We start from the raw sequence: 25589 nt of genomic DNA on the forward strand, positions 1-25589 counted from the left end.
GACGCCGGCCCTTCGATCCGAGGGCAGACCCGCGCAGCGGGTCCGAGGACGCCTGGATGCGTCCGAGCCGAGGTGAGGGGCCGGCGCCACCCACGCAAGCCTGACCCCTGCGCCAAAAGAACCCAACCCCCGGCAAGCAAAAAAACACGGCCACACCGAAGTGCAGCCGTATCCCAGTCAAGACAGCCTACGCAGCAGGATTACTTCTTCTTGCCGTCGTCTTTCAATTGAGGCAGCGCTGTGCCCGACGCGGCCAGCAAGCCGGCCTGCACGTAGGTGAAGAGCTTGTCGCGCGTGTCGGTGATGTCCAGGTTGCGCATGGTCAGTTGGCCAATGCGATCTGCCGGCGAGAACGGGGCGTTTTCCACCTTTTCCATCGACAGGCGCTCGGGTGCGTAAGTCAGGTTGGGTGATTCAGTGTTCAGCAGCGAGTAGTCATTGCCACGACGCAGTTCCAGCGTGACTTCGCCCGTGACGGCGCGGGCGACCCAGCGTTGGGCGGCTTCGCGCAGCATGATCGCTTGGGGGTCGAACCAGCGGCCCTGATACAGCAGACGGCCGAGCTTGCGGCCGCTTTCGCGGTACTGCTCGATAGTGTCTTCGTTATGAATGCTCGTGACCAGACGCTCGTAGGCGATGAACAAGAGCGCCATGCCCGGGGCTTCGTAGATGCCGCGGCTCTTGGCTTCGATGATGCGGTTTTCGATCTGGTCGCTCATGCCCAGGCCATGGCGGCCGCCAATACGGTTGGCCTCGAGCATCAGCTCGACCGGGTCAGCGTACTCGACGCCGTTGAGCGCGACCGGTTGGCCTTCGTCGAAGCGCACAGTGACTTCTTCGGCCTTGACGGCGACGTCATCGCGCCAGAACGCCACACCCATGATGGGTTGGACGATGCGGATGCCGGAATTCAGGTTTTCGAGGTCTTTGGCTTCGTGCGTGGCGCCCAGCAGGTTGGAGTCGGTCGAATAGGCCTTTTCGGAGGACATTTTGTAGTCGAAGCCGGCTTGGCGCATGTACTCGGACATCTCCGAGCGGCCACCCAACTCGTCGATGAAGCGCTGGTCGAGCCAGGGCTTGTAGATCTTGAGATCCGGATTGGTCAGCAGGCCATAGCGATAAAAACGCTCAATGTCGTTGCCCTTGAAGGTGCTGCCGTCGCCCCAGATGTTGACGTTGTCTTCTTTCATGGCAGCCACGAGCATGGTGCCGGTGACGGCGCGGCCGATGGGCGTGGTGTTGAAGTAGGTGATGCCGCCGGTCGAGATGTGAAAGGCGCCGGCTTGTAGGGCGGCGATGCCTTCGGCAACCAGTTGGGGGCGGCAGTCGATCAGGCGGGCATTTTCGGCGCCGTAGGCGAGCGCCTTGCGCGGAATTTCGTCGTAGTCGGATTCGTCGGGTTGGCCGAGGTTGGCCGTGTAGGCGTAGGGAATAACGCCGTTATTGCGCATCCACAGCAGGGCCGCGCTGGTATCCAGGCCGCCCGAAAAGGCGATGCCGACTTTCTGGCCGATGGGCAGATTGGGAAGAATAGTGGTCATGGTGTGATCTAAAGCGCCTACGCGACGGACGGGACGGACGAAACGGAGAAAAAGGATTGCGTCATGGCGGCAGCGTGCTTAGGCGAGGCCAGGTGGCCCTCGTGCATCTGGCTGCGGGTATGCGCAATCCGCCATTTTAACGCGTTTGCGTGTGGTGTTTGAATGATGCCGGGTGCCGACCGAATTGGGTGGCCAAAGCCGGGCCCGTGGCCCGGCGGGTGACTCAGTCGATTTTGCCCAGCAGCAGGAATTCCATCAGCGCTTTCTGGAGGTGCAGGCGGTTCTCGGCCTCGTCCCAGACGACGCTTTGCGGGCCATCGATGACGTCGCCGGTGACTTCTTCACCGCGGTGGGCGGGCAGGCAGTGCATGAACACCGCTTGGGGGTCGGCGGCTGCCATCATTTCCGCATCGACGCACCAGTCGGCGAAAGCGGCGCGGCGCGCGTCGTTTTCGGCTTCGTAGCCCATGCTGGTCCAGACGTCCGTCGTGACGAGGTGGGCCCCGCGGCAGGCTTCGATGGGATCGGTAAACTGGCGCAGCACGCCCTCGGGCGGCGCGCCAATGCGGGCAGGATCGAGTTCGTAGCCTGCAGGCGTGGAGACGTGCAGCGTAAAGTCCAGCATCTCGGCCGCCTGTAGCCAGGTGTAGGACATGTTGTTGGCGTCACCGATCCAGGCAACGGTTTTACCGGCGATGGGGCCGCGATGTTCGATATACGTAAAAATATCGGCGAGAATCTGGCAAGGGTGGTATTCGTTGGTCAGTCCGTTGATGACGGGCACGCGCGAATGCGAGGCAAAACGCTCGATGCGGGTTTGCTCGAACGTACGGATCATCACGATGTCGACCATGCGCGAAATCACCCGGGCGGTGTCTTCGATGGGCTCGGAACGGCCCAATTGGGAGTCGTTGGAGGTCAGGTTGATGACGGAGCCGCCCATTTGGTACATGCCCGCCTCGAACGAGACGCGGGTACGGGTGCTGGCTTTTTCGAACACCATGGCCAGGGTGCGGTCATGCAATGGCATATGGGGCTCGTAGCGCTTGAACTTGTCTTTGATCAAGCGGGCGCGGTCGAGGACATAGGCGATTTCGCTAGAGGAAAAATCCCGAAACTGCAGGAAGTGCCGCAAGGGGCCGGTCTGTTGCGCAGGAGGTGTCATGATGAAGAGGGCGAAGCCATAAAACATCAATCATATACAATTCGCGGCGCGGGTCGCATCTTTGTCGTTTGTCTGATCCGGACAGACCGCACGTCGCTCGCGGTGAAAAATTCATGGTAGATCACGTTAAACAATTCGTTATTCACGGTGTCACCGAGAGTGGCGCCCGATTTCGCCCCAGCGACTGGGCCGAACGCTTGGCCGGCGTGATGGCCCAGTTCCGCCCGCCCGGCACGGTCGGCAGTCACCTGACCTATTCGCCTTATGTGTTACCCGTCATGATTGAGGGGGTCAGGGGGGTGGTGGTCGATCAACGCTTGCGAGAGCTCGAGCCATTGGCGTACAAGTTCGTGGTGGATTTCGCCCGGGACAATAACCTCAAAACCGAAGAGCGCGAGCGCTGAAGCGATCGTCCGGCGGAAAAAGATACACAGGCCCGATGGAGACGTCCTCCATCGGGCCTGTGTGATTTGCGGCGCCGCCGCGTGGCGGCTGTGCGGGTGGCTTATTCGACCGGGGTGACCAGTTTTCCATCTTGGAAGTAGGACTGGAGGTTTTCCAGCATCAGGTCTTCCATGGCCAGGCGGGTCTCGTAGCTGGCGCTGCCGATGTGCGGCAACAGGACGGTGTTGTCGCTGTCGATGAGGGCCTCGGGTACCTTGGGTTCGTACTCAAATACGTCCAGGGCGGCGCATCCCAGTTTGCCGTTCTCGATCGCGGCAGTCATGGCTTGCTCGTCGATGACGGGGCCGCGTGCAATATTGATGATGACGCCCTTGGGGCCGAGTGCCTCGATGACCTCTTTATTGACCAGATGACGGGTTTCCGGGCCGCCGACGGTGGCGACTACCAGGAAATCCGCCCATTTCGCCAGATCGACGAGCGAGGCTTCGTAGCCATACGGAACGTCGTTGCGGGCGCGGCGGTTGTGGTAGCGGACTTCCATGTCAAAGCCATCGCCGCGCCGGGCGATGGCTTGGCCAATGCGGCCCAGGCCGATGATGCCGAGTTTTTTACCGCTGACACGGGTGCCGAGCGGGATGCCGCCGTGGACCTGGCCCCAGCGGCCGGCGCGCACAAAGCGATCGCCCTGACTCATGCGGCGTGCACCGGAGATCAGCAAACCCCAGGCCAGATCGGCCACGCAATCGGTGAGGACGTCGGGGGTGTTGCTGACCAGAACACCGCGCTCGCGGGCGGCCTGGACGTCGATGGTTTCGTAGCCCACTCCCCAACTGCAGATGGCCTTGAGGTCGGGCAGCGCATTGATGAGCTCGGCGTTCGCACCCATGTTGGCCGAGGTCACCATGGCCGTGATGCCTTTGCCGTATTCGGCCAGGGCGACTTTGCGATCGGCGTGTTTCCACAGCTCGAACACATCGTAGTCTTTTGCAAGACGTTGGTTGGCGGAAGGGGAGCCGGAGAAGGAGCCGACCTGAAGAACGCGGGGCTTGGTGGTCATATCGTTGCGTAATGGGGTGGGAGAAAGAGTGATGCTACTTGATTAAGTCGTTTGTCTAAAGACCAGTGGGTCAGGTGTAACCGCGGTCGGTATGAGGGCGTAAGCCCCGGATCTTGCCGATACCGGGATCTTGCGCCCTCATCGCGCAGCGTGTGCGCGTGGAGCAAGGTATTACTGCAACTCGATGCCGCCGTCTTTGATCACTTTTTTCCAGCGTGCGACTTCCTCTTGCTGGAATTTGGCGAACTCTTCGGGTGTGTTGGCGACGACCTCGAAGCCCAGGCCATTGAGCGTCTTGGTCACGCCGGGGTCGCGCAGGGAGGTGCGCAGCGATTCGGACAGGGTCTTGACGATGGGGGCCGGCGTGCCTTTGGGCACGGCAAAGCCTTGCCAGGAGTAGACGACCATGTCTTTTACGCCGGCTTCGCCCAGCGTGGGCACGTCGGGCAGATCGGGCGAGCGTTCGCTACCCGTGATCGCCAGGGCCTTGAGTTTGCCGGCCTGGACGTGTTTTTGCACGGCGCCCAAGTTCTGGAATGACACGTTGACCTGTGCCCCCAGCAAGTCGGCAATGGCTGCGGCGCCGCCGCGATACGGGACGTCGACGCCGGTCGTGCCGGTGCGTTGGCGAAACAGAATGGCCGACAGGTGATCAGACGAACCCGTGCCCGATGAGGCGTATGAGATTTGGTCCGGGTTTTTCTTGGCGTATTCCACCAGTTCGGCCACCGTGTTTGGCGGGAACGAAGGTGGCGCGACCAGAATGTTGGGGTTGCGCACGGCCTGGGTCAGATAGATGAAATCCTTGCTGGGGTTGTACGACAGCTCTTTGTACAGGGCTTCGTTGATGGCGAATGTACCGATCGAGCCCACCATCATGGTGTAGCCATCGGGGGTCGAGCGTGCCAGGGCCTGGGCGCCGATCGCACTGTTGGCGCCGGGCTTGTTTTCGGCCACAAAGGTCTGACCCAAGAGTTTTTGCATGCCCGGCATCACCGAGCGAGCCGTGATATCGGAGGAGCCGCCTGGTACGAACGGTACGATGACAGTGACGGGTTTTTCAGGGTAGTTCGCCGCGTGGGCGGCGGTGCCGCCCAGCACGGTCAGGCTGGCGGTTGCAATAGCGCTGATCAGTTTTTTCACAATGTCTCCTGGTGCGCGTGTTGTGAGATTGCCGCCGGCCCACGCGATCCGGCAGCTGGGGAAATAGAGGGGGATTAGTCGATCCGCGCGCCGGATTGCTTGACGACTTCGGCCCATTTGACGCCTTCGGCGGCCATGAATTTCTTGAATTCGGCCGAGGTCATACCCGACGGCGTGGCGCCTAACGATTCAAAGCGTTGACGTACGGCGGGCATTTTCAGGATCTTCGCGACTTCGACCTGGATCTTGTCAACGATCTCTGTCGGGGTACCTGCTGGCGCAAACAGACCGAACCAGCTCGCGGCGTCGTAGCCGGGCACGCCGGCTTCGGCCATCGTAGGTACATCAGGCAGCGCAGGGGAGCGCTCTGTGGTGGTCACCGCCAGAGGGCGTAACTTGCCGGCCTTGATGAAACCCATGGATGACGGCAGGTTGTCGAAAATCAAATCGGCGGAGCCGCCCATCACGTCCGCCAAAGCCGGACTGCTGCCTTTGTAGGGCACATGGGTCATTTTCGTGCCGGTCATCGACTGGAACAGCTCGCCCGCCATGTGAATGGAGGTGCCGTTGCCGCTGGACGCCATGTTGACCTTGCCGGGGTTGGCTTTCAGGTAGGCGATCAGGTCTTTGACGTTGCTGATCTTATGTTTCTCGGCGAAGGCGTTGTTCAATTCCAGAATGTTGGGCACCGGAATGACGAGAGTGACAGGGGTAAAGTCACGCACGGTGTCGTAGGGCAGCTCGGCGTACAGTGATTGATTGATCGCGTGCGTGCTGACGGTGCCCATCAACAAGGTGTAGCCGTCGGGTTTGGCGCGCGCAGCCTCGGCGGTGCCTACATTGCCTCCGGCGCCCGCTCGGTTCTCGACCACGATGGGTTGATTCCAGGCTTTGCCGAGCTCGCTGGCGACGACGCGGGCCGCAATGTCTGTCGTGCCGCCAGCTGGGAACGGCACCAGGATGGTAATTTGGCGTGTCGGATAGGCGTCGGCTGCGTGGACGACGGGCATGGCTGCCAGAGCCGCACCTGCGCACAGCCCCGCCAATAAGGTGCGACGAGAAAATTGAACAGGCATACAGGTGTCTCCTGGAGTGCGCAGTGCGCGCATCTTGTGTTTGTCTCTGCGAATGTTTCGCTATGAACTTTCTCGATGAAACTCATCCTCTGTATGGGGTAATGACCAGGGGATTTTCTTGTAAAACAAATATAGGTATTGAGGGTTTGCTTGTCAACCAAGTATACTTTTTCGAGCCTATATTGCACGCAGATAAAGACGGCATTTAGGGCAGTGAATACCCTATGGTGTGGGTCCCTTACACGACAAACAATAATCACGATCCGGAGACAATGTATGCGCGATACCTTCACGCAGCGGACGGCGACCGAAGGCCCGTCTGGCCAAATGTGTCAAGCTCATGGCGACTCGGTGAACCAGGGGCGACGTGCTTTATTGGCAGGCGCGGGCGCCGCGGCGATCACGTTGCCGGCTATGGCCCGGGGATGGGAACCCGCGCAGGCGTATCCTGACCCCGCGATACAGGTGCTGGATCCTGCGTTTGAGAAATACCGCTTGTTCAATGCCAGTATCGAGCGCATTGCTACCGGCATGGTGTGGAGCGAAGGCCCGGTGTGGTTTGGGGATGGTCGCTATTTGTTGTGGAGCGATATTCCTAACGACCGCATGATGAAGTGGGAAGAAGAAACCGGCGCGGTCAGCGTGTTTCGCAAGCCCTCTAATTTTTCCAATGGCAATACGCGCGATCGCCAGGGACGCTTGATCACGTGCGAGCACTTGACGCGCCGAGTGACCCGTACGGAATACGATGGCTCAATCACCGTGTTGATGGACAGTTATGACGGCAAGCCGCTGAATTCGCCCAATGACGTGGTCTGCCATTCGGATGGCTCGATATGGTTTACCGACCCGCCCTTCGGTATCGGCGGCAATTACGAGGGTCGCAAGGCGACGCCCGAGCTGCCGCATACGGTTTATCGGATCGACGCCGAGACGGGCAAGGGTGAGGCCATGATCACCGACCTGAAGGGGGCGAATGGCTTGTGTTTTTCCCCGGATGAGTCGCTGTTGTACGTGGTCGAAGGGCGGGCAACGCCCAATCGCCTGATTCATGTCTATGATGTGACAGAAGGTGGGAAAAAGCTGTCCGCGGGCAAGGTATTTCTCGACGCGCAAGGTGGCACGATCGATGGCATGGCCTGCGATGCCGACGGCAACCTGTGGTTGGGTTGGGGCATGGGCGAGGGCAAGGACGGCGTGATGATGGTGTCGCGCGAGGGCAAGCGCCTGGGGCATATTCATTTGCCCGAGCGTTGCGCGAATCTGTGCTTTGGCGGCGCTCAGCGCAATCGCCTGTTCATGACGTCGTCGCATTCGGTCTATGCCTTGTATGTGAATACACAAGAGGCGGGCGCCGGTTCGTGATCAATCGCGGATAAGGATTGATCGTCGCAGGGTCGGATGTGCGTGGCGCATCGGATCCTGCAAACGTTTGAGTCGTGCATGCGCGCGTCTCGTGGTGTAGATGGGAGCGCGGCATGAGTCGCAAGCAGGCAGCAAAATTGCAGAAGGCCGCGCCGGCAGCAGAGGGCGTCGAGCTGGTGCTAGAGCGCGGCCAGCGCGTGCGTCTGGCGGATCAGTTGTATGGCCAGATTTTTGAGCAAATCGTTGAGGGCGGCCTGAATGTCGGCGACAAGCTACCGTCCGAGCATGAGATTTGTGATCGCTTTGGCGTGTCGCGGCCGGTGGTGCGCGAGGCGCTGTTGCGCTTGCGCGCCGATGGCCTGGTCACGGCGCATCAAGGGTTGGGCACTTTTGTCAGTCACCAGCCGGCGCCACGATTAAAGACCTTCAGTGATGTGAAAAACGTCAGTGCGTATTTACGTGCGCAAGAGGTACGGGTTGCACTCGAGGGCGATGCCGCCCGGCTGGCCGCGATGCGTCGTACCGATGAGGAACTGCGCCACATCACCGAGGCGCATGCGGCCTTTGTGGACGAACTGGAACGCGGCCATGTGTCGCAAGAGGCCGATCTGGCTTTTCATGCCAGCATTGCGCAAGCGACAGGCAATGACTACTACCTGGGTGTGCTGGAGTCCATTCATGAGTCGATCAGCGGTTTTATGCGCCTGACGCTCAGTTTGACGCGTACGGGGTCACGTCAACGCGCGCAGCGCGTGGCGGACGAGCACGCGGCCATTTTGTCGGCGATACGCGAGCAGGATGGTGAACGGGCCAGGGTGACGATGCAGTTTCACCTGGGCCAGGCGCGTCATCGTCTGGTCGATCGGGAACGAGATTAAAAGTAAGGGCAATGAGCCCGAAGGAGAACAGCAGTGCAGGGTGGTAGCAGTCACGTGATAGAGGTGCCGGCAGCGCGGGTGCGCCAGCAGATTCAGCAGGTGCTGGTGGCGTGGGGAATGCCCGAAGATTTGGCGACCACGACGGCCGACCTGATGGCCGAGACGGATTTGTTGGGGATCGATTCGCACGGTATTTCCATGCTGCCTTCGTATGAGGCCAAATTGCGCGCGGGGACCTTGCATATTGGCGCGCGTCCTCGGCTAGTGCGCGATTCGGTGGCGACTGCGCTGCTCGATGGTATGGGGGGATTGGGATATCCCGTGGCAGCCCAGGCCATGAATCTGGCGGTAGACAAGGCGCTGGCGCATGGCGTGGGGGCGGTGTCGGTGCGGAACTCGCATCATTTCGGCGCGGCGGGCGTGTATGCGCGTATCGCGGTACGGCGCGGCACGGTGGGCCTGGTGACCAGCAGTGCGACCACGTTGATCATGGTGCCCACCCATGGCGCGATACCGGTGCTGGGGACCAATCCTATTGCGTTTGCGGCCCCGGCGGCGCAGAACGAATCATTCGTGCTGGATATGGCGACCACGACGGTGGCGGCCAACAAGGTCAAGGTATATGACTTTTATGGAAAACCTTTGCCCGCAGGGTGGGCAATGGATGGCCAGGGCCGTAGCGTCACGGACTCCGCCGAGGCCATGCGCTACATTTTTGATCACGCCGAGGGCGGCTTGAGCCCGTTGGGAGGAACCCCGGAGATGAGCAGTCATAAGGGCTATGGCCTGGCGATGATGGCGCAGATTCTCGGGGGCACGTTGAGTGGTAGCGCGATGGCGGCCCGTAAAGCGGTGACGCGTCAACCCGGCGACCCGGACGATGTGGGTCATTTCTTTTTGGCCCTGAATCCGGATGCCTTTCGTGAGTCGGGCTCGTTTGAGGACGAGTTGGACGAGGTCATCGATACGCTCCACGAAACACCTCCTGTCGATCCTGCGGTGCCCGTGCAGGTGGCGGGCGAGCCGGAGGCCGCCGAGCGCGAGCGTCGTCTGCGCGACGGGATTCCCATTTCCGCAGCGCTGGAACAGCGTTTGCGCGCGATATGCGAGCGCAGTGGCGTGAGTTACATGCTGGCCGACTGAATGAGGCCGACCAAAGCGTCCGGCATCACGCTTGATTAAAACCTACCTCTTAATTAGCCAAGGAAGTCACCATGAGTTCACCGTTGCCTAACCGTTTTCGCCAGAAAATTCTGGCCCGCGAGCGGCTGATTGGTTTTTGGATGTGCATGTCCAACCACATTACTGCCGAGCTGGCCGGACTGGCTGGCTATGACTGGTTGCTGATCGATGGCGAGCATTCACCGAATGAGATATCCCTGATGCTGCAGCAGTTGCAGGCGTTGCAGGGCAGCAGCAGTGCGGCGATTGGTCGGCCGTCATGGAATGATCCGGTCGAGATCAAACGCATGCTGGATATTGGGTTTTACAACCTGTTGATTCCGTTTATCGAGTCGGCCGACGAGGCGCGTCGGGCCGTGGCGGCGACGCGTTATCCGCCGCAAGGCATCCGCGGAGTGGCGGGTATGCAGCGCAGCAATCGCTACGGCACGGCATCGGATTATCTGACGACGATCAACGACAACCTCTGCGTGTTGTTGCAGATCGAAAGCCGCGCGGGTGTCGAGGCCGTTGATGAGATTGCCGCGGTGGATGGCGTGGACGGCGTCTTTATTGGCCCGTCGGATTTGGCGGCTGGCCTGGGGCATTTGGGCAATCCGGGTCACCCGGAAGTACAGGAAGCCATTCGCCATTTGTATGAGCGAATTACGGCGCATGGCAAGGCCGTAGGGACATTGGCGCCTGTGCAGGCAGATGCTCGTCGTTATTTGGATATGGGCATGCACTTTGTCGCCGTGGGGACGGATCTGGGCGTGTTCAAGCAGGCCACGTTCGCGTTGCGAGAGACCTTTGCGGGCTAAACAAGGGGAGGCCGGCCGATGATTCGGCCGATTGTCTCGTATTTGCCAGGCTTTTAGACAACACGCCAAGCCAGGCGCCACAAAAAAGCGCCAAACCAAATGCCAGGCAAAACAAAAGGATGCCTCACGGGGCATCCTTTTGTTTTGCCGTATTCATGCAGCCCCGCCATGAAGAGCGGGACAGCAGAATGGCTTAAGCCAGCGCCTTGATGGCAGAGGCCAGGCGGCTCTTGTGGCGAGCGGCCTTGTTCTTGTGAATGATGTTCTTGTCGGCCACGCGGTCAATCACGCTCGTGGCTTTCTGGAACACTTCGTTAGCCGCCGCCTTGTCACCGGCGTCGATCGATTGGCGTACGCGCTTGATGGCGGTGCGCAGCATCGAGCGCAGGCTGGAGTTGTGCTTGTTGCGCTCGACCGATTGACGAGCGCGCTTGCGGGCTTGGGCGGTATTGGCCATGTTGTGATATTTTCAGTGAATTCGGCAAAGTCCAGTATTTTAGCAAGTTTACCGGGGATTGCAAGGGGTTCGTGTATTAGGCGTCTTAGGCTGCCGCCACGGAGATGGTCGTAAGCCAGGGGGTGAAGCGTTGAACCACGATGGGCAGATTTTGCTCGAGGTGGAGGAGCGTTGCGTCGACGTCATCCAGCGAGTAATGGCCGGATACGGGTAGGCCGCCTGCTGCCATAGAAACGCGTAGTGCTCCCGAATAATATGGGCGCAGCGCTGCAACGATTTCGCTAAGGGTAACGCCGCGCGCATCAATACGCCCGTGTTCCCATGCTGCCTGTGCGGCCATTTCGTAACTGGGTTGCCCCAGGCGCAACATATCAAAGCGGATCCCCATGCCCGGGTCGAGGTACGTACGGGCACCGGCCAGGGTCTCGATCTCGAGGGGCTCGTCGTGCGCCACCACCAAGGTACGATGCGGCTGCTGACGCACCATGTAACGTGCGCCGGACGACCGGATCAGGCCTTCGCTGGTCTTGACGGTGAACGTACGGGATTCGTGGGCTGCGGCCGTCACGGCCACCGCGCCATTTTGGAGGTTGAGTGTGCGCGTATGAGGTGTATAGGCCAGATCTACACTGCTGCGGGCATCCAGCAAGAGCTTGCTGCCATCGGACAGGGTGTAACGGCGTCGTTCGGAGGTCCCGGTAACAGCGTCGGAGGTCAGGCGTTGCAGAGGATAGTAAAGGTTACCGACATAGGCGGCCGAGGTGCCTCCGACGGCCAGCAGGGCGGCCCCCGCCAGAAAGCGACGGCGGGTGCGTGATACCGAGGGTGCTAAGGGAGGCTCGTTCAGTGCGGCGAGCGCTTCGTCGGCAGCGGCGCCATCCAGGGTGTTCGTCAGGTGCTCCCAGGCCTCGTGATGCTGGGGAGTCGTGTCGCGCCAGGCGCGAAAGGCGGCATAGTCGTGCTGAGTGGCACGGCCTGAACGCAGCAATAAAAGCCAATTGATGGCTTGGTTTGCCAGGGGAGATGGGGAGCTGAAGGGATGGGTAGTTCCCATAAGCGAATCCGAATAGCAGCCAGGCAATGGATAAATGGTAATGCAACTTTTACGTTAGTTTACATTAGTTTTGGAACTTTTTTAAAGGTTTGGGAAGGTATGCCTGCCCTGGGTGCGGACGTTGGGACGTTGGGACGTTGGGGCGGGAGTTAGCTGGCGCGCCGACGGCCAAAGTCTCGCAGGCGAAAGCCGCAGAGGAACAGCGCGGCAAAGTATGCGACGCCGCTGGCGATGACAACGGCCGCCAGCCAAAGCGCGCGGTGCAGGGGCTGGGCCTGTAATGCCACCCAGTCCAGATGGCGATCGGCATAGCACAGGATGGTGGCCAGAGCTGCCAAGGCCGGTAACAAACGCAAGGCAAATCGCAGCCAGCCAGGAGCGGGGCGATAAGTGCCGCGACGCAGCAGGCCGACGAGCAAGGCTGCGGCGTTGAGCGTCGCGCCCAGACCAATGGCGAGCGCCAGACCCGCATGAGCCAGCATGGGGACCAGTGCCAGATTCATGAGTTGGGTAGCAATCAGCACCACGATGGCAATTTTGACCGGGGTGCGGATATCCTGCTGGGCATAGAAGCCGGGCGCCAGAATCTTGACGCTGAGAATGCCGATCAGACCCACGGAATAGGCCATCACCGCCACGCGCGTCTGTGCCACGTCTTGCGCCTGGAACGCGCCGTAATGAAACAGTGTCGCCACCAGACCGTCAGACAGGAGCGCCAGGCCCAGGGCAGCCGGCAGCCCCAGCATGATGACCAGACGCAAGCCCCAGTCCAGCAAAGCGGAATAGCCCGCTACGTCCTGTTTGGCATGAGCGGCCGACAGACTGGGTAGCAGTACCGTGCCTAACGCCACACCCAGCAGGGCGGTGGGGAACTCCATCAGACGGTCGGCAAACGACAGCCATGTGACGCTGCCCGGCGTTAGCCAGGTGGCGATGTTGGTGTTGATCAGCAATGAAATCTGGGCGACGGAGACGCCCAGTGTGGCCGGGGCCATTTGCTTGAGAATGCGCTTGACTGTGGCATCGCCCCAGGCTTGTCGCAGATTGGTGCCGAGTCGGGGCGTCATGCCCAATCGGGCCAATGCGATCCACTGCACTACCAACTGGGCGACCCCGCCTGCCATGACGCCGATGGACAAAGCGTAAATGGGGATGTCCAGCCGAGGGGCCAGCCACAGGCAGGCCGCGATCATGGACAGGTTGAGCAGTACGGGGGTAAAGGCCGGCACGGCAAAGCGCCGCCAGGTATTCAGAACGCCCGACGCAAAGGCGATCAGCGACATGCACAGGATGTACGGGAACATCACCCGGGTCATCCAGACCGCTGCGCCGAATTCGGTACCCCGAGCTTCGCCGCGCAGGCCGGTGGCCATGGCGGTAACGACCCAGGGGGCCGCCACGATGCCGATGAGGGTGATGGTCATCAGCGAGATCGTTAGCAGCATGGCAACGCGGTCGAGCAAGGTGCGGACCTCGGCGTCGCTGCGTTCGTTGCGGGCGGCCCCCAGAATGGGCACGAAGGCTTGAGCGAATGCCCCTTCGGCGAACAGGCGCCGCAGTAAGTTCGGAATACGAAACGCCACCCAGAAGGCGTCAGTGAGCGGCCCGGCGCCAAACGCGCGGGCTATCAGAATGTCACGGACCAGGCCGGTGATACGCGACAGCAGAGTAAAGGTGCTGACGGTAGCCGCCGAGCGGAACAAACTCATGGAATCTAAAAAAATGGCCCCCGTGTGGGCGGGGGCGGTGTTGAGGTGGCCGGGTTACTTGGGCGGCATACGAATCGCGCCGTCGAGGCGGATCGTTTCACCGTTGAGCATATCGTTCGTGACGATGGCATGCACGAGTTTGGCGTAGTCGTCCGGACGGCCCAGGCGAGCGGGGAACGGGATGCTGGCCGCCAGCGAGTCTTGCACCTCTTGAGGCATGCCAAAGACCATCGGCGTGCCGAATATCCCCGGGGCGATGGTCATGCAGCGGATGCCGGCCTTGGACAGGTCGCGCGCGATGGGCAACGTCATGCCGGCAACGCCCGCCTTGGAGGCGGCGTAAGCGGCCTGACCGATCTGGCCGTCGAACGCGGCGACCGAGGCGGTGTTGATCAGAATGCCGCGTTCGCCCGTGGACTCGGGCGCGTTGGCGCTCATGGCCTCGGCGGCCAAACGCATCATGTTGAAGCTGCCGATCAGATTGATCGAGACGACTTTCTGGAATAGTTCCAGGGGGTGAGCGCCGTTTTTGCCGACGATCTTGGCGGCCGGCGCGACACCCGCGCAATTGACCAAGCCAAACAGGGAGCCTAGCTCCAGGGCGGCAGCGACCGCGTTCTTGCCGTCGGCTTCCTGAGTAACGTCGCAGTGCACGTAGCGCTGGTTGAGTTCTTTGGCCAGGGCTTCGCCGACCTCATCTTGGACGTCGGCGATGACGACTTTGGCGCCGTTGCTGGTCAGCATACGCACGGTGCCAGCCCCCAGGCCGGACGCTCCGCCCGTCACAATGAATACCTTGTTCGCGATTTCCATTTTGAATCTTTAAGATAAGAGTTTAGTAAAGCGCCGTGGCAGGCCGCGGCGCCTAAACGGCGCGTCCGCGGACTTAGCTGGCCAGGGCCTCAAACAGGCGGGCCTTGATCTCTTCGACTGCACCGACACCGGCAATCTTGCGATATTTCGGCGCCCGGCTATCGCCGGAGTCGGCCCAGGACGAGTAGTAGTCCACGAGGGGGCGAGTCTGGTTCTGGTAAACGGTCAGGCGGCTACGCACGGTTTCTTCGCTGTCGTCGTCGCGTTGGACCAGGGGCTCGCCCGTGACGTCGTCCACGCCCTCGACCTTGGGTGGATTGAAGTGCACATGGTAGCTACGACCGCTGGCGGGGTGGACACGTCGACCGCTGATGCGCTCGATGATTTCTTCTTCGGGTACGGCGATTTCGACGACGTAATCGAGCGCGACACTGGCGCTCTTGAGTGCGTCGGCTTGAGGAATGGTGCGCGGAAAACCGTCAAACAGGTAACCATTGGCGCAATCCGGCTGTTTCAGGCGGTCTTGTACGAGGCCAATGATGATGTCGTCAGATACCAGGCCGCCTGCGTCCATTACCTTTTTGGCTTCCAGGCCGAGCGGCGTGCCGGCTTTGACAGCCGCGCGCAACATGTCGCCGGTGGAAATTTGCGGAATGGCGAACTGCTGGGTGACGAAAGCAGCCTGAGTGCCTTTGCCGGCACCGGGCGGACCAAGCAGAATGAGACGCATGGAAGAGCTCCTGAATGATGGGATGTTTTTTAAGGTCGGGGACGATTATGCCGCAACACTGTCTACAGTGTGGTTACCTAGGTCAGGGAAAACCCGCTATTGCGAGTGATGGGTATACCAGGCGCGAACGCGTTCCAGGTCGGCGGGTGTGTCGACACCGGCCATAGGGGGTTCGGGTGTACGGTATACGACGATAGTGTGGCCGTGTTCGAGGGCGCGCAGTTGCTCGAGGGCTTCGTAGCGCTCGAGCGTGCCTTGGGGCAGTACGGGAAAGCGTCGCAAAAATCCGACTCGGTACGCATATAAGCCAATGTGATGCAGGGCCGGCAGTCCGGTGGCCAGCATGCGCTCTCCGGTAGCCAGGGCGTCGCGTGCCCAGGGAATCGGTGCGCGCGAAAAATACAGGGCGCGCCCGTCAGTGCCACACACGACCTTGACGACGTTGGGATTAAAGAGTGCCTCGGCGTCGGCCAGCGGGCATGCGCAGGTCGCGATATCGGCATCGGGACGGTCGTGCAGTAGCGTGGCAACGGCGTCGATCAGCTCGGGGTCGATCAGGGGTTCGTCACCCTGTACGTTGACCACAATCGTATCGTCAGCCAGGCCCAACTGCTCGACCGCCTCGGCCAGGCGGTCGGTGCCCGTGGGGTGATCGTTACGGGTCAACACCGCGGTATAGCCGTGCTCGACGGCGGCGGCCTTGACGCGCGTATCGTCAGTGGCGATATATACCTGCCCTGCCTGCGAACGCACGGCGCGTTCGGCCACACGCACGACCATGGGCTTGCCGGCAATATCGGCTAGCGGCTTGTCGGGCAAGCGTGTAGACGCCATGCGGGCGGGGATCAGGGCGACAAAACTCACGATGTGGCCGTGTCTGAACGAGACGTATCCAGAGAGCGGGCTTCGGATTCGAGCATCACGGCAATGCCATCACGCACAGGATAAGCCAAGCGGTCTGCACGGCAGATCAGTTCGGCCTGCGTGCGGTCGTAGTTAAGGCGGCCCTTGCATAGCGGGCACACGAGCGTGTCGAGAAGGCGGGGTTCCATGAGCACAATTCTAAAGCAGTTTAGGGGAGAAACGGACGCCGTAACGTCCCGCATACGGCGTTTCAGCGCAGGGCGATGGCGGCTTGGCGCAGATATTTGTCCAGCCAATCGAATAGGGTCGGGTCGGAAAACTGTGCCTGGACGGGGACTTCCCAGAGGCGTGCGTCAGCGAAGCCGCGGCATTTGATGGCATCCTTCGAGGTGATCAGAATCGCCTCGGCAGGCAGCGCGTCGAACGGCGAGCGTTGGTAGTCGTAATGATCGGGCAGGGGCATGCACGCCATCGGTTGCACGCCTGCGGCCCGCAGAGTCGCAAAAAAACGACCGGGGTTGCCGATGCCCGCCGCCGCCGCGACGTTTTCGAAGACGGTGGGACGGGCGAAATCGCTCAGGGGCCGATGCTCGCCGGTCTGTAAGTGGCGGGCGCCATCCGGTTGCAAGTGCATATCGGCTTGTCGCGGGCCAGTGTGCCCGGCTGGGGCGCGCTGCGCGGACGAGTCGCCAGGCGTCGGCGGTGGCACAGCCGGCCCGGGTGGCGTCGCATCATGCGTCGAGCAGTTGGTGATGATGACGTCGACGGACTGCAATCGGCTTGCCGGCTCTCGCAGCGGGCCGGCGGGCAGCAGGCGGCCATTGCCGACGCCGCGCTCGTCCTGCACGACGAACTCCACATCGCGGGCCAGGGCGAGATGCTGCAGACCATCGTCGGAAACGATCACGTCGGTCTGCGGATACTGCTCCAGCAAGACTTGGGCCGCGAGGGCGCGGCGGGGGTGCACGGCCACGGGAGCGCCCGTCGCGTGGGCGATCAGTGCGGGCTCGTCGCCAACGTCGGCGGGATTCAACTCGCCGTGGCCGACACGGGGTTGGGGGCCAATTTTGGCGCCGTAGCCTCGGCTGACGACACCGGGAGTCCAGCCTCGTTCGCGCAATTCTTGTACGGTGGCGATGACCACCGGCGTCTTGCCGGTGCCGCCGACATAGATATTGCCGATGACGACGACGGGGACGGGAGGGCGGTGTATCGGCCGTTCGCCTCGTAAAAACTGCGCGCGTCGTCGCGCCACGTGCCAGCCCGTGAGCGCGGCCAGAGGCCGCAGCATGGCCGCGAGCCAACCGTCATGTTGCCAGTGGCGTTGCACAAAGCCGGCGCGGGACGAAGGCGAGGCGGGTGTGTCGGGCGGCAAGGGATGTGTCACCGAGCGTTTTGGGCAGCGAAATTGACGCGGCTTATGCCTGCCATGCGGGCGGCTTCCATGACGTTGACGACCGATTGATGCGAGGCCTGGGCATCGGCATTGATCAGCAGAAGCGTCTCGTCCTTGCCTGCCGCCGCCAGGGCCAGGCGATGGGCGATATCGGCGGGCGTGGCGGCGTCGATCACCGTGCCGTTAACGGCATAACGCCCATCACGGCTGACGGCGATCTCAAGCGCGGGCGGGGTGTCTTGCTCGATGGCGGCTTCAGGCAGGGCGATCTCCAACTGCGTATAGCGGGCGAACGACGTGGTGGCCGCCAGAAAGATCAGGATCACCAACAAAACGTCGATCAACGGAATCAGGTTGATGTCGAGTTCGTCGCGATCGCCGCGCTGGCCACGGAAATTCATGGTTGGACCCGGCCGGTGGCCAATGTGTTGGTCGCGCGGGCGAGGCGCGCCGCCGCCTGCTCCAGGGCGTTGAGCAAATTATCAACGCGGGTGCGTAGATAACGGTGAGCAATCATGGCGGGTATGGCGATCAGGATGCCGAATGCCGTGTTGTACAGGGCGATGGATATGCCGCGCGCCAGTTGCGCCGGGTCGCCGCCCGCGGGTGTGTAGGACGCGAAAATTTCGATCATGCCGATCACCGTGCCAAACAGCCCCAGCAGCGGGGCGATGACGGCGATGGTGCCCAGCGCGGGAATGTATCGGTTCAGGTCGTGCGCGACCGCGCGACCCACGTCTTCGACGGCGGCGCGTTGTACGTGGCGCGGCTCGTGACGTTGGCGCAGGACTTCGGCCAGGATGCGCCCCAGGGGCGAATGCTGTTCCAGCCGGGTCAGTGCCTCGGGACCGTCCTGGCCGTTGCGCTGCATTTCCATGACTTGATCAGGCAACCCGTGCGGCACGATCAGCTTGTGCCGAAGGGACAGCAGGCGCTCGACGATGAGGCCCACACAAAGGACAGAGGTAATCAGCAGGGGCCAGATCGGCCAGCCCGCTTCGCGGATAATGGACAGCAAGGAGTGACTCCGAAGTTCGGCAGCGCCTGCGTGGCGACACCCGATTTTAAGGGCGCACTGTACCGGTCGGACAGGCTTTGTGGCAAGGCCGCTGGAACTGGCCGGCCGGCCCAGAATCTATCCACAGATTTTGTGGATAATTCTGTGCAAAACTTACCCTAGACGCGGATAAATGCTGGCTTTGCGCTGGATTGAGCGATTTTCGATCATCGGTGATGAATATATTTTTTTATATAAAACAGTGGGTTATATCTATTTTGCTAGCGTTCCGGCCGGCGCTGCAAGATTTATCGGCTTGCGGTATCATCGCGGCCCGTTCGGCCCACCCTGTGGACAGCTATCTCTCTGGAAAGCCTTATGACAGTTGAGTTTCCAGTCACAAATGACGTATTTACGCGGGATATCCTGACAGTTGCCCAGCTGAATCAGTCAGTGGGCCAATTGCTGGAGCGCAATATTCCGCTCTTATGGGTGCGCGGTGAAATTTCCAACTTCACCCAAGCGGCATCGGGACATTGGTACTTTACGCTGAAAGACAGTCGCGCCGCCGTACGGACAGTGATGTTTCGCAGTCGTGCCTCCGCGGTCGGATTTGTGCCGCGGGCGGGCGATCAGGTCGAAGTCCGCGCGCGCGTCTCGTTGTACGAGCCACGCGGCGATTATCAATTACAGGCCGACGCGATGCGGCGGGCGGGCCTGGGAAATTTGTACGAGGCCTTTCTGCGCTTGAAGACCCAGTTGGCCTCGGAGGGCTTGTTTGACGAAACCGCCAAACGTGCGCCTGTCGCGTTGCCCCGCGCTATCGGTGTGATCACCTCGCTGCATGCGGCCGCGTTGCGCGATGTGTTGTCCGCTTTGGCCCGGCGTGCGCCTCAGGTGCCCGTGGTTGTGTACCCCGCGCCGGTGCAGGGCGCCGATGCCGCGCCGCGATTGGTGGCTCAGGTCCAGCAGGCTAACGAGCGCCAGGAGGTCGACACGCTGTTGCTGGTGCGTGGCGGGGGCAGCATCGAAGACCTGTGGAGTTTTAATGACGAGGCCCTGGCGCGGGCGGTGGCAGCGAGCGCTATCCCTATTATTAGTGGGGTAGGGCACGAAACGGACTTCACGATTGTGGATTTTGTGGCCGATCTGCGCGCGCCGACGCCGACGGCTGCGGCCGAACTGGCCTGCGTGCCGCGCGCGGATCTGTTGGCGCGGATTGATCACGCCGCGCAGCGCTTGCTGCGAGGCCAGCAACGCCGGCTGGATCAGGCAGCACAGCGACTGGATCGCGCCGCGGCCCAACTAGTGTCGCCCCGTCGCCGTCTCGCGCACCAGGCCGAGTGCCTGAATACGCTGCGTCATCGTCTGGTCTCGGCCTGGCAGGGCCCTCAAGGTCGCCGCGTCGCGCGGCTGGGCATGTCAGTGCAGCGCCTGTCGCATGCCACGCCCGATACGGGACGCGCGCGTGAGCGCCTGGCGGCCCTGGCGCGTCGCTTGCATCAGGCTCAGGAACGCCAATTGGCGACGCGCGTGGCTCGTACCGAGGCGATCAGCGCCCATCTGCGCGCGCTGGATCCTCAGCACACCCTGGCGCGCGGCTACGCGATTGTGCGCGACGCCGACGGCCACATTTTGCGTGATGCCGCGCCCTTAGCGCGCGGCCAGGCATTGAGCCTGACGTTTGCGCAGGGTGGAGCACAAGTCGAAGTCCTGGACACGCACTCGTCCTGAGGGGCGTGTGAATTTATGGATTGATTCTCCTTTCGCGTAACCCCGCGCTGTAATGGGTTAACACGGGTTTGCCGCGCAAGAGTCGATACAATCTTATGGCTTGATCGTGCAATCAACTACGAAGGAATCCTCATGGCACATACTCTTCCCCCTTTGCCTTACGAGCTTGATGCTCTGGCGCCGCACATTTCCAAAGAAACCCTCGAGTTTCACTACGGCAAGCATCACCAAACGTACGTTACCAATCTGAACAACCTGATTCCTGGTACCGAGTTCGAAAACTCGTCGCTCGAAGACATCGTCAAGAACTCCTCCGGCGGCGTGTTCAACAACGCTGCCCAAATCTGGAACCACACGTTCTACTGGAACAGCCTGGCTCCCAAGGCTGGTGGCGCGCCCAGTGGCGCACTGGCCGATGCTATCAACGCCAAATGGGGCAGCTTCGATAATTTCAAAGATGCCTTTAACAAGTCGGCGGCTGGAAATTTCGGTTCGGGTTGGACCTGGCTCGTCAAGAAAGAAGACGGCTCGGTGGACATCGTCAATACGAGCAACGCCGCGACCCCGCTGACCACCACTGACAAGCCGCTGCTGACCTGTGATGTGTGGGAACACGCCTATTACATCGACTATCGCAACGCTCGTCCCAAGTACCTGGAAAACTTCTGGGCACTGGTGAACTGGGACTTCGCGGCCAAGAATTTCGCCTAAGCAGCCACTTTGCTATAGTGCGCAACGCCCGGTTTCGGCCGGGCGTTTTCGTTTTTTAAACATGAATTCCCCTCACGGGCGGGTCGCTCTGGCAAAATACCGCGATGCCCGATATGTCTCCCACGCGCCATGGTTTGACTGGTCTCAAGTTGATTGCGCGTCGCAAGACTCGGCAGCTAAGTCGTTTGTCGCGCAAAAGCCTGCACTTGTTCTTGCTGTTGGGCGGAGCCGCTCTAGTGGCCTTGGTGTCTCTGGGTTTCACCTGGCTGGCTGATTTGGCGCTCGAGTGGAACCATGCCTGGACGACGCGTTTCGGATGGGCGGCATTTATTGTGATTCCGCTCGCTTTTGCGTTGCTACGCTGGTTGACCATGCGTTACGCGCCCAATGCCGCGGGCAGCGGTATTCCGCAGGTCATCGGGGCGCTGTCGATGCCGTCCGGCGCAGCACAGACCAGTCTGGTGTCCATGCGCCAAACCCTATGGAAGATTCCGCTGACTTTCCTGGGCCTGGCTGCGGGCGCTTCGGCGGGGCGCGAGGGGCCATCGGTACAGGTGGGTGCCGCGCTCATGTTGGCCTGGGGCAATTTTTGGTTGCGTCGAGGTGTTCCCTTGCGCGGTTTCCGTGCCAACGAGCTGATCGCCGCCGGCGCGGCCGGCGGGTTGGCGGCGGCCTTTAACGCACCACTGGCCGGCGTGATCTTTGCGATTGAAGAGTTGGGGCGCAGTACGGCGCTGCGTTGGCAGCGTCTCGTGCTGATCGGCGTCTTGGCCGCTGGCTTTTTGGTAGTGGCCGTGGACGGCAACAATCCTTATTTCGGCACCTTTACCGGGGAAACCTTGCCGCGGAACATGTTGCTGTGGGTGGTGCTGTGCGGTCTGATCAATGGGGCACTGGGCGGTATTTTCAGTCGATTGTTAAGCAAAGGAGTGTCGGGCAGCGCACCGGTGGCCTGGCGTGCGTGGATCCGGCGGCATCCGCTTTACACGGCCGCCGCCATGGGGTTGGTGCTGGCATGCCTGGGGACGTTGAGCGGCTATACGGTTTATGGCACCGGCTACGCAGTGGCTGGTGAACTGTTGTCGGGCAATGGTGAGGCGCCCACAGGGTTTGGCTTGGCCAAGCTGGGCGCCACGGTGGCATCGTATTGGGCGGGCATTCCCGGCGGTATTTTTACGCCTGCGCTGACGACCGGTGCGGGCATCGGTCAGCATATCTGGGAGCTCGTCGGGGGCGACGTCGACCGTCGCGTCCTGGTATTGATATGTATGGCAGCCTTTTTAGCGGCGGCGACACAAGCTCCTTTGACTGCCAGCGTAATCGTGATGGAAATGACCGGTAGCCAGCCGATGCTGTTCTGGCTGTTGTTGGGGGCCTTGTCGGCGTCGCTCGTGGCACGGCAGTTTTGTCCGAGGCCGTTCTACCATTTTGCCGCCGGGCGTTTTCGCCGGCAGGCCCAGGTAGAGGCGGGCCGTGCGACGAATGATAAAACGTCCGGCAGCTAGACAGTGTCCGTCGCATGGACAGGATGGCCATGGGCGAGTATGGCGCATGCCAGGCTAGCGTAAGATCATCTTCATCATTTTTCTTTGTCATATTCACTTTTTTTACGAGCTTCGATCTATGACCGTGCACGCTTACATTTGTGATGCCATTCGTACCCCTTTTGGCCGTTACGGCGGTTCTTTGGCGCCCGTGCGCGCCGATGACTTGGCCGCTGTGCCGATCAAGGCCCTGATGGCGCGCAATCAGGGCGTTCAATGGGAAGAACTGGCTGACGTCCTGTTGGGTTGTGCCAACCAGGCCGGCGAAGACAACCGCAACGTGGCCCGTATGGCCGCTTTGTTGGCCGGCTTGCCGATCGATGTGCCGGGCGGCACGATCAACCGCCTGTGCGGCTCGGGTCTGGATGCGATTGGCACGGCCGCTCGTGCGATCCGCGCGGGCGAGGCAGGCCTGATGTTGGCCGGTGGCGTTGAAAGCATGAGCCGTGCACCCTTTGTCATGGGCAAGGCTGAAAGCGCGTTTTCGCGCAGTGCGGCGATTTACGACACCACGATCGGCTGGCGCTTCGTCAATAAGCTGATGAAAGCCCAGTACGGCGTCGATTCGATGCCGGAAACGGCGGAAAACGTGGCCGACGACTTCAACATCAGCCGCGAAGACCAAGACAAATTCGCATTGGCCAGCCAGGCCAAGACGGCCCGTGCGCAGCAAACCGGCGTGTTTGACGCCGAAATCACACCGGTGTCCATCGCCCAACGCAAGGGCGACCCGGTCGTGGTGAGCAAAGACGAACATCCGCGCGAAACCAGCCTCGAGTCCCTGGCCCGCCTGAAGGGCGTAGTACGCGAGGGCGGTACGGTAACGGCGGGCAATGCTTCCGGGGTCAACGATGGTGCAGCAGCGCTGTTGCTGGCAGACGAACGTGCTGCGGCTCGTCACGGTCTGACGCCACGTGCACGCGTCGTCGCGATGGCGACGGCAGGGGTCGCTCCCCGTGTCATGGGCATGGGCCCGGCGCCGGCGACGCGCAAGGTGCTCGCGCTCACCGGCCTGACGCTGGACCAGATGGACGTTATCGAGTTGAACGAAGCCTTTGCCGCCCAAGGCCTGGCTGTGTTGCGCGATTTGGGTATTGCCGACGATGATGCGCGCGTCAACCCGAATGGAGGTGCGATTGCCTTGGGTCATCCGCTGGGGGCCAGCGGTGCGCGTCTGGCGACGACGGCGGTGAATCAACTGCATCGCAGCGGTGGCCGTTATGCGCTGTGCACCATGTGCATCGGCGTCGGCCAGGGTATCGCCGTGGTGCTTGAGCGCGTCTAACTCATTGCTGCGAGCGTTCGTACCGTGGATGCCTGAGCGGGGCGCTCAGGTACAGCAAAAAAGCCGGGAGACCGGCTTTTTTGCTGTGAAGGCGGCTCGGAGATCAGGGCAAGCCGCCCAGGCGCAGGCCGGCCGCAATGCCATGCGACTCAAACCAACCCTGGGCCATCTCCAGCGCATAGCGCACCGGCTGGGCCGAGCAGTGGGGCGTATCGGTCTGGGGCGCCATATCCGCCATATTGACGATGGCGCCGTCGTCCGCAATGAACGCGATCGATAAGGGCAGGGGCGTATTGCGCATCCAAAAGCACTGTACCTCGGGCTGTTCGAAAATGAACAGCATGCCGTTGTTGTCAGGCAGGCTTTGACGGTGCATCAGGCCGAGACGGCGTGTGTCCTCGGTACTGGCGATTTCCGCGCGAATCACGTGAATCCCCGCTGTCAGCGCCACCACAGGTAAGCCTGTTTGCGGACTGCCTTGCGCAACTTGCGCCTGTGCCGCCGGGACGACGAGCATCAGGCTGCCTACAAGGGCGGCTATCGCAAGCGACGCTTGAACGCGCCTTTGATTGAGAACAGGTGGGTGGAAATGTCCCGCGACAAGGCGGGATAAGGCGCGGGCAAGCCGCGTACAACTACGAATCGACATGGGGCGGGTAAACAACAGAAAATAACAGGGCGGGGCATTTTGCCCCGCCCGGGTAATAACGCTACCTTCGAAACCGCACGACTGAAAACCGGGCCGGTCTATCGGGTAGCGTGATATAGATAGTGGGCGTCAGGCCGCCGTTATATTCAAAGCCTGTTTGCCTTTAGGTCCCTGAATTATCTCGAATGCCACTTTTTGGCCTTCTTTCAGGGTTTTGAACCCGTTCATCTGGATCGACGAAAAATGCGCGAATAAATCTTCACCACCATCGTCGGGTGTAATGAAGCCAAAACCCTTTGCATCGTTGAACCATTTGACGGTGCCCGTCGATTTGGGATTGTCCCCTTGGACGGCGGTTGCGGTCGTATCAGACATGCGGACTGCCTCATTTGAATCGTATGTTTGACAGAAAGCATTCGGCCCGGGCCGGTGCCTTCCGGCTTCCGGCGGCGTTTGTTTTCACAAGGCTGCCCCCGATTGCGTGGATAATGCTCTGCTTTTCTTCATAACGTCAAGTGTGGAAATTACGCATCTGTACGTGTAATTTTAAGTAATCAGCGACGAGTTTGCCCATTGTTTCAATACAATTCCGCTCTATGAGTTCGACCCTAGATACACAACACGACGTGGCCGTGGAAAAAGAGACGGCGCGCACTGCGCCGCCGCCCATGTACCAGGTTCTGTTGCTGAACGACGACTACACGCCGATGGAATTCGTGGTGAAGGTCCTGCAGAAGTTCTTCGGTAAAAACCAGGAAGACGCGACCCGGATCATGCTGCAAGTGCACCATGAAGGGCGCGGTGTCTGTGGTGTTTATCCGCGAGATGTGGCGTCCACGCGCATTGCCCAAGTCGCGCAGTACGCGCGCGAGCGCCAGCATCCGTTGCAGTGCGTCATGGAACCCGTGTAATGCCCAGCACCATGACCGCGGAATCCCATGCGGGGAGCCGCGCAGCGCCAGGCGTGCAGTAGCCAGGCAAACGGTTCTGGCGTAGTTTTTGCGAGACCCACAAGGCGAGTCTTGGCCCTGCAG

The 25589-nt window shown here is 61.1% G+C and carries 27 protein-coding genes; 10 read left to right on the forward strand and 17 right to left on the reverse strand.

The features are described from left to right. Nucleotides 1-200: 200 nt before the first annotated feature. Nucleotides 201-1541, reverse strand: coding sequence for an argininosuccinate synthase (gene argG / locus ACYVDM_RS08750; protein ID WP_415786742.1), 1341 nt, complete (start codon nucleotides 1539-1541; stop codon nucleotides 201-203). Between the two features lie 223 nt (nucleotides 1542-1764). Beyond that, entirely contained in the window at nucleotides 1765-2706 is a 942-nt protein-coding gene (argF, locus tag ACYVDM_RS08755; protein WP_415787079.1) for an ornithine carbamoyltransferase, read from the reverse strand. Between the two features lie 113 nt (nucleotides 2707-2819). On the opposite strand from argF, the gene ACYVDM_RS08760 reads away from it, so the two are divergent. Next, complete coding sequence (locus ACYVDM_RS08760) at nucleotides 2820-3110, forward strand: DUF3579 domain-containing protein (protein ID WP_415786740.1); 291 nt, start codon at nucleotides 2820-2822, stop codon at nucleotides 3108-3110. A 101-nt stretch (nucleotides 3111-3211) separates the two neighbouring features. Here the strand turns inward: ACYVDM_RS08760 and ACYVDM_RS08765 are convergent, their stop codons facing one another. The 3 genes from ACYVDM_RS08765 to ACYVDM_RS08775 form a co-directional block, all read right to left on the reverse strand. Beyond that, nucleotides 3212-4168: a 2-hydroxyacid dehydrogenase gene (locus ACYVDM_RS08765; protein ID WP_415786738.1), complete on the reverse strand. Its 957-nt coding sequence runs from the start codon at nucleotides 4166-4168 to the stop codon at nucleotides 3212-3214. Between the two features lie 171 nt (nucleotides 4169-4339). After that, nucleotides 4340-5311, reverse strand: a complete 972-nt coding sequence (locus ACYVDM_RS08770; RefSeq protein ID WP_415786736.1) for a Bug family tripartite tricarboxylate transporter substrate binding protein — start codon at nucleotides 5309-5311, stop codon at nucleotides 4340-4342. A gap of 74 nt (nucleotides 5312-5385) precedes the next feature. Then, a complete protein-coding gene (locus tag ACYVDM_RS08775; protein WP_415786734.1) occupies nucleotides 5386-6387 on the reverse strand; it encodes a Bug family tripartite tricarboxylate transporter substrate binding protein in 1002 nt (333 codons plus the stop codon). 327 nt (nucleotides 6388-6714) lie between these two features. On the opposite strand from ACYVDM_RS08775, the gene ACYVDM_RS08780 reads away from it, so the two are divergent. From ACYVDM_RS08780 to garL, 4 genes are all read left to right on the forward strand, one after another. Continuing rightward, nucleotides 6715-7752: an SMP-30/gluconolactonase/LRE family protein gene (locus tag ACYVDM_RS08780; RefSeq protein WP_415787077.1), complete on the forward strand. Its 1038-nt coding sequence runs from the start codon at nucleotides 6715-6717 to the stop codon at nucleotides 7750-7752. A gap of 113 nt (nucleotides 7753-7865) precedes the next feature. Next, nucleotides 7866-8630 (forward strand): FadR/GntR family transcriptional regulator, encoded by a 765-nt coding sequence (locus tag ACYVDM_RS08785; RefSeq protein WP_415786732.1) that lies wholly within the window; start codon nucleotides 7866-7868, stop codon nucleotides 8628-8630. 33 nt (nucleotides 8631-8663) lie between these two features. Next, the gene (locus tag ACYVDM_RS08790) at nucleotides 8664-9773 is read left to right on the forward strand and encodes an Ldh family oxidoreductase (RefSeq protein ID WP_415786730.1); all 1110 of its coding nucleotides are present in this window, start codon (nucleotides 8664-8666) and stop codon (nucleotides 9771-9773) included. 71 nt (nucleotides 9774-9844) lie between these two features. Further along, nucleotides 9845-10612, forward strand: coding sequence for a 2-dehydro-3-deoxyglucarate aldolase (gene garL / locus ACYVDM_RS08795; RefSeq protein WP_415786728.1), 768 nt, complete (start codon nucleotides 9845-9847; stop codon nucleotides 10610-10612). A 193-nt stretch (nucleotides 10613-10805) separates the two neighbouring features. On the opposite strand, the gene rpsT is transcribed toward garL, so the two are convergent. The 10 genes from rpsT to ACYVDM_RS08845 all read right to left on the reverse strand — a co-directional run bounded on the left by rpsT (nucleotide 10806) and on the right by ACYVDM_RS08845 (nucleotide 18653). Continuing rightward, entirely contained in the window at nucleotides 10806-11069 is a 264-nt protein-coding gene (gene rpsT, locus ACYVDM_RS08800) for a 30S ribosomal protein S20 (protein WP_415786726.1), read from the reverse strand. Between the two features lie 85 nt (nucleotides 11070-11154). Further along, on the reverse strand, nucleotides 11155-12123 hold the full coding sequence (locus ACYVDM_RS08805; protein WP_415786724.1) for a FecR domain-containing protein: 969 nt from the start codon (nucleotides 12121-12123) through the stop codon (nucleotides 11155-11157). 149 nt (nucleotides 12124-12272) lie between these two features. After that, nucleotides 12273-13832, reverse strand: a complete 1560-nt coding sequence (murJ, locus tag ACYVDM_RS08810) for a murein biosynthesis integral membrane protein MurJ (protein WP_415786722.1) — start codon at nucleotides 13830-13832, stop codon at nucleotides 12273-12275. A 54-nt stretch (nucleotides 13833-13886) separates the two neighbouring features. After that, nucleotides 13887-14645 (reverse strand): 3-hydroxyacyl-CoA dehydrogenase, encoded by a 759-nt coding sequence (locus tag ACYVDM_RS08815; RefSeq protein ID WP_415786720.1) that lies wholly within the window; start codon nucleotides 14643-14645, stop codon nucleotides 13887-13889. 73 nt (nucleotides 14646-14718) lie between these two features. Continuing rightward, entirely contained in the window at nucleotides 14719-15375 is a 657-nt protein-coding gene (gene adk, locus ACYVDM_RS08820; protein WP_415786718.1) for an adenylate kinase, read from the reverse strand. Between the two features lie 96 nt (nucleotides 15376-15471). Then, on the reverse strand, nucleotides 15472-16239 hold the full coding sequence (gene kdsB, locus ACYVDM_RS08825; RefSeq protein ID WP_415786716.1) for a 3-deoxy-manno-octulosonate cytidylyltransferase: 768 nt from the start codon (nucleotides 16237-16239) through the stop codon (nucleotides 15472-15474). Beyond that, nucleotides 16236-16427 (reverse strand): Trm112 family protein, encoded by a 192-nt coding sequence (locus ACYVDM_RS08830; protein WP_415786714.1) that lies wholly within the window; start codon nucleotides 16425-16427, stop codon nucleotides 16236-16238. The genes kdsB and ACYVDM_RS08830 overlap by 4 nt, the downstream gene beginning before the upstream one ends. A gap of 62 nt (nucleotides 16428-16489) precedes the next feature. After that, nucleotides 16490-17530, reverse strand: a complete 1041-nt coding sequence (lpxK, locus tag ACYVDM_RS08835) for a tetraacyldisaccharide 4'-kinase (protein ID WP_415787075.1) — start codon at nucleotides 17528-17530, stop codon at nucleotides 16490-16492. Nucleotides 17531-17622: 92 nt separating this feature from the next. Then, the gene (locus ACYVDM_RS08840; RefSeq protein WP_415786712.1) at nucleotides 17623-18036 is read right to left on the reverse strand and encodes an ExbD/TolR family protein; all 414 of its coding nucleotides are present in this window, start codon (nucleotides 18034-18036) and stop codon (nucleotides 17623-17625) included. Then, the gene (locus tag ACYVDM_RS08845; protein ID WP_415786710.1) at nucleotides 18033-18653 is read right to left on the reverse strand and encodes a MotA/TolQ/ExbB proton channel family protein; all 621 of its coding nucleotides are present in this window, start codon (nucleotides 18651-18653) and stop codon (nucleotides 18033-18035) included. Before ACYVDM_RS08845 ends, ACYVDM_RS08840 begins: the two co-directional genes overlap by 4 nt. A 357-nt stretch (nucleotides 18654-19010) precedes the next feature. Between ACYVDM_RS08845 and xseA the strand changes: the two genes are divergently transcribed. The 4 genes from xseA (at nucleotide 19011) to pcaF (ending at nucleotide 23906) form a co-directional block, all read left to right on the forward strand. Further along, on the forward strand, nucleotides 19011-20366 hold the full coding sequence (xseA, locus tag ACYVDM_RS08850; RefSeq protein WP_415786708.1) for an exodeoxyribonuclease VII large subunit: 1356 nt from the start codon (nucleotides 19011-19013) through the stop codon (nucleotides 20364-20366). A 132-nt stretch (nucleotides 20367-20498) separates the two neighbouring features. Further along, nucleotides 20499-21077: a superoxide dismutase [Fe] gene (gene sodB / locus ACYVDM_RS08855; RefSeq protein WP_415786706.1), complete on the forward strand. Its 579-nt coding sequence runs from the start codon at nucleotides 20499-20501 to the stop codon at nucleotides 21075-21077. A gap of 104 nt (nucleotides 21078-21181) precedes the next feature. Continuing rightward, nucleotides 21182-22582: a chloride channel protein gene (locus ACYVDM_RS08860; protein WP_415786704.1), complete on the forward strand. Its 1401-nt coding sequence runs from the start codon at nucleotides 21182-21184 to the stop codon at nucleotides 22580-22582. A 118-nt stretch (nucleotides 22583-22700) separates the two neighbouring features. Continuing rightward, nucleotides 22701-23906: a 3-oxoadipyl-CoA thiolase gene (gene pcaF, locus ACYVDM_RS08865; RefSeq protein ID WP_415786702.1), complete on the forward strand. Its 1206-nt coding sequence runs from the start codon at nucleotides 22701-22703 to the stop codon at nucleotides 23904-23906. A gap of 103 nt (nucleotides 23907-24009) precedes the next feature. On the opposite strand, the gene ACYVDM_RS08870 is transcribed toward pcaF, so the two are convergent. After that, the gene (locus ACYVDM_RS08870; protein ID WP_415786699.1) at nucleotides 24010-24423 is read right to left on the reverse strand and encodes a DUF192 domain-containing protein; all 414 of its coding nucleotides are present in this window, start codon (nucleotides 24421-24423) and stop codon (nucleotides 24010-24012) included. A 261-nt stretch (nucleotides 24424-24684) separates the two neighbouring features. Then, a complete protein-coding gene (locus ACYVDM_RS08875; protein WP_006220277.1) occupies nucleotides 24685-24930 on the reverse strand; it encodes a cold-shock protein in 246 nt (81 codons plus the stop codon). A 221-nt stretch (nucleotides 24931-25151) separates the two neighbouring features. Here ACYVDM_RS08875 and clpS point away from each other — a divergent pair, with 221 nt between their 5' ends. Further along, nucleotides 25152-25466, forward strand: coding sequence for an ATP-dependent Clp protease adapter ClpS (gene clpS / locus ACYVDM_RS08880; RefSeq protein ID WP_415786696.1), 315 nt, complete (start codon nucleotides 25152-25154; stop codon nucleotides 25464-25466). Nucleotides 25467-25589: the final 123 nt, after the last annotated feature.

Source organism: Bordetella tumulicola (assembly GCF_054779135.1).

Excerpts from the sequence above, each read along its gene's own strand:
- ACYVDM_RS08780 (WP_415787077.1), top strand. The coding sequence starts at position 6,715 with ATGTGTCAAGCTCATGGCGACTCGGTGAACCAGGGGCGACGTGCTTTA.
- xseA (WP_415786708.1), top strand. The coding sequence starts at position 19,011 with ATGACAGTTGAGTTTCCAGTCACAAATGACGTATTTACGCGGGATATC.
- argG (WP_415786742.1), bottom strand. The coding sequence starts at position 1,541 with ATGACCACTATTCTTCCCAATCTGCCCATCGGCCAGAAAGTCGGCATC.
- ACYVDM_RS08760 (WP_415786740.1), top strand. The coding sequence starts at position 2,820 with ATGGTAGATCACGTTAAACAATTCGTTATTCACGGTGTCACCGAGAGT.
- ACYVDM_RS08870 (WP_415786699.1), bottom strand. The coding sequence starts at position 24,423 with ATGCTCGTCGTCCCGGCGGCACAGGCGCAAGTTGCGCAAGGCAGTCCG.
- ACYVDM_RS08840 (WP_415786712.1), bottom strand. The coding sequence starts at position 18,036 with ATGAATTTCCGTGGCCAGCGCGGCGATCGCGACGAACTCGACATCAAC.
- murJ (WP_415786722.1), bottom strand. The coding sequence starts at position 13,832 with ATGAGTTTGTTCCGCTCGGCGGCTACCGTCAGCACCTTTACTCTGCTG.
- ACYVDM_RS08805 (WP_415786724.1), bottom strand. The coding sequence starts at position 12,123 with ATGGGAACTACCCATCCCTTCAGCTCCCCATCTCCCCTGGCAAACCAA.
- pcaF (WP_415786702.1), top strand. The coding sequence starts at position 22,701 with ATGACCGTGCACGCTTACATTTGTGATGCCATTCGTACCCCTTTTGGC.
- rpsT (WP_415786726.1), bottom strand. The coding sequence starts at position 11,069 with ATGGCCAATACCGCCCAAGCCCGCAAGCGCGCTCGTCAATCGGTCGAG.
- lpxK (WP_415787075.1), bottom strand. The coding sequence starts at position 17,530 with ATGCTGCGGCCTCTGGCCGCGCTCACGGGCTGGCACGTGGCGCGACGA.
- ACYVDM_RS08830 (WP_415786714.1), bottom strand. The coding sequence starts at position 16,427 with ATGGAACCCCGCCTTCTCGACACGCTCGTGTGCCCGCTATGCAAGGGC.
- sodB (WP_415786706.1), top strand. The coding sequence starts at position 20,499 with ATGGCACATACTCTTCCCCCTTTGCCTTACGAGCTTGATGCTCTGGCG.
- argF (WP_415787079.1), bottom strand. The coding sequence starts at position 2,706 with ATGACACCTCCTGCGCAACAGACCGGCCCCTTGCGGCACTTCCTGCAG.
- adk (WP_415786718.1), bottom strand. The coding sequence starts at position 15,375 with ATGCGTCTCATTCTGCTTGGTCCGCCCGGTGCCGGCAAAGGCACTCAG.
- clpS (WP_415786696.1), top strand. The coding sequence starts at position 25,152 with ATGAGTTCGACCCTAGATACACAACACGACGTGGCCGTGGAAAAAGAG.
- ACYVDM_RS08775 (WP_415786734.1), bottom strand. The coding sequence starts at position 6,387 with ATGCCTGTTCAATTTTCTCGTCGCACCTTATTGGCGGGGCTGTGCGCA.
- ACYVDM_RS08875 (WP_006220277.1), bottom strand. The coding sequence starts at position 24,930 with ATGTCTGATACGACCGCAACCGCCGTCCAAGGGGACAATCCCAAATCG.
- ACYVDM_RS08785 (WP_415786732.1), top strand. The coding sequence starts at position 7,866 with ATGAGTCGCAAGCAGGCAGCAAAATTGCAGAAGGCCGCGCCGGCAGCA.
- ACYVDM_RS08765 (WP_415786738.1), bottom strand. The coding sequence starts at position 4,168 with ATGACCACCAAGCCCCGCGTTCTTCAGGTCGGCTCCTTCTCCGGCTCC.
- ACYVDM_RS08860 (WP_415786704.1), top strand. The coding sequence starts at position 21,182 with ATGCCCGATATGTCTCCCACGCGCCATGGTTTGACTGGTCTCAAGTTG.
- ACYVDM_RS08815 (WP_415786720.1), bottom strand. The coding sequence starts at position 14,645 with ATGGAAATCGCGAACAAGGTATTCATTGTGACGGGCGGAGCGTCCGGC.
- garL (WP_415786728.1), top strand. The coding sequence starts at position 9,845 with ATGAGTTCACCGTTGCCTAACCGTTTTCGCCAGAAAATTCTGGCCCGC.